The organism is Kitasatospora sp. NPDC004799, from assembly GCF_040609095.1.
In the GTDB taxonomy this organism is placed as follows: domain Bacteria; phylum Actinomycetota; class Actinomycetes; order Streptomycetales; family Streptomycetaceae; genus Kitasatospora.
The window spans coordinates 1-1,819 of record NZ_JBEXJK010000741.1 but is presented as its reverse complement, the minus strand read 5'-3'; the positions used below and the strand labels follow the sequence as shown (position 1 = coordinate 1,819).

Below are 1,819 nucleotides of genomic sequence, written 5' to 3'. Positions count from 1 at the left end.
GGGAGCCACTGCGGAGCATTGGCGACCGACGACAACGCGGCGAGGTGCGTGCCCCGGCGTCGCCCCGCAGACGCGAGTTTGAAGACGGACCCTAGAGGAGGGGGGTGAGCCAGCGGCGCAGGAGTTCGGTGTAGCGGTCGGGGGCGGTGTTCCAGAGGGTGGCGTGGTCGGCGCCGGGGAAGGGCTGGAGGCTGACAACGTCGCGGCGGGCGGCGGCCAGCTTCTCGGCGGTGCCGAAGGGGGCGATCCGGTCCTCGGGGCTGTGCAGCAGGAGGGTGGGCACCCGTAGGTCGGCGCCCTCGGCGAGGCGGGCGAAGTCGGCGAGGTCGACGCCGGTGCGGCCCTCCGCGGCGAGCGCGCCGAGCTCGGCGGCGACGCCCTGGAAGCCGGCCCGGGCGGCGTCCCGGCGGGCGGAGGCCGGGAGGTCGAGCACGGGCGAGTCGAGGACCAGGCCGCGGACGGCGTGCGACCAGGCGGAGCGCGCCACGGTCTGCAGGACCATGGTCGCGCCGAGCGACCAGCCGTACAGGATCACCTTGCCCGCGCCGCTGTCGAGCGCCAGCCGTACCGCCGCCTCGACGTCGCGCCACTCGGTCTCGCCGAAGTGGCTGAGCCCGTCCGGGGAGGCGGGGGCGCCCCGGTCGCCGCGGTAGGTGACGGCGAGGGCGGGCAGGCCGAGCCGGTCGAGGACGGGGAGCACCGGGAGCACCTGCTGGCGGTCGGCCTCCGGGCCGTGCACCAGGATCACCCAGGTGCCGCGTTTGCCGTCGAGCTGCCAGGCGGGCAGCGCGCCGAGCTCACCGTCGGCGGCGGTGTCGGCGAAGGCGAGGCCGAGCGCCTCGGTGGGGTCGCCGAGGTGGACCCGGGGGGTGAAGCGGACCTCAGTGCCGGGGGTGAGGGTGCCCCGGTCCGCGCGGACCAGCCGGCGGGTGACGCCCTGCTCGTCGCTCCGCAGGACCTCCTCGACCACCGCGTGCCCGCCGTCCGCCCACTCGACCGCCCAGCGGAAGGGGCGCAGGCTTCCGGGGCCGCGGGTGAAGGTGACCCGGCCGGGGGCGAGGCCGCGGACCACGACCGGCCCGGACTCCTGGACGGCGGTCAGCGGACGGACCATCCGCTCGGAGGCCCGACGGCCGATCACCAGCACGGCGGCCCCGGCCGCGGCGGCCGCCACGACGGCGGCGGTTCCCCAACGCATTTCGCTCCCCGCTCTGTTGCTCACGGACCGGACGGTGTTCGAGCACCAGTTCACCGGCGGCCCGGCCGACCGGCCACCCGGTTGGGCCGTCCGGGTCACCCGGTCAGGCGACGGGAGGCCGCTGCCCGGCGATCCCACGGGGCGTCAGCGGGCCCGCGTGTGACCAACCCCTCCGTGACCTCGGTTGACTCCCGGTTCGGGCCCGTGATGGGATCCTGGGGCCAAACGGAGGCATGGAGAGGAAGCCGGTGGAAGTCCGGCGCGGTCCCGCCACTGTCACCGGGGAGCACGCTCGGAACTACGCCACGGCGGGCCGTCGACGGCCGCTGGAAGGCTCTGGGGGTGCGTTCGACCCGGAAGCCAGGAGACTCTCGCCCCCGTCACGTCGATCCAGGGCGCGGACCCTGAGTGAGGACACGCACGCGATGCAGGCTGCCCCGCCCGGCCGGACTCCGAGCTGCCGTCCGCCGAGCGCCCGATGACCGCGCTCCCGTCCTCTCCTTCTCCGCGTCGGCCGGCCCGCGCCGCTTCCGCCCGCACGGCCTCCACCCGCACGGCCTCCGCCCGCGCCGCCTCCGCCCCGGTCCGGACCCGCCCCGACCGCCCCTGGCACCCCGCCCC

At 76.7% G+C, this 1,819-nt stretch carries 1 protein-coding gene and 1 riboswitch; the gene reads right to left on the bottom strand.

Going from position 1 to position 1,819, the window contains the following annotated elements; translation table 11 throughout:
• Positions 1-91 precede the first annotated feature (91 nt).
• Complete coding sequence (locus ABZW03_RS40415) at positions 92-1,198, bottom strand: alpha/beta fold hydrolase (protein WP_355269817.1); 1,107 nt, start codon at positions 1,196-1,198, stop codon at positions 92-94.
• 237 nt (positions 1,199-1,435) lie between these two features.
• Positions 1,436-1,569: riboswitch (cobalamin riboswitch) on the top strand.
• Positions 1,570-1,819 lie beyond the last annotated feature (250 nt).

Coding starts and splice junctions, on each gene's coding strand:
- ABZW03_RS40415 (WP_355269817.1), bottom strand. CDS start 1,198: ATGCGTTGGGGAACCGCCGCCGTCGTGGCGGCCGCCGCGGCCGGGGCC.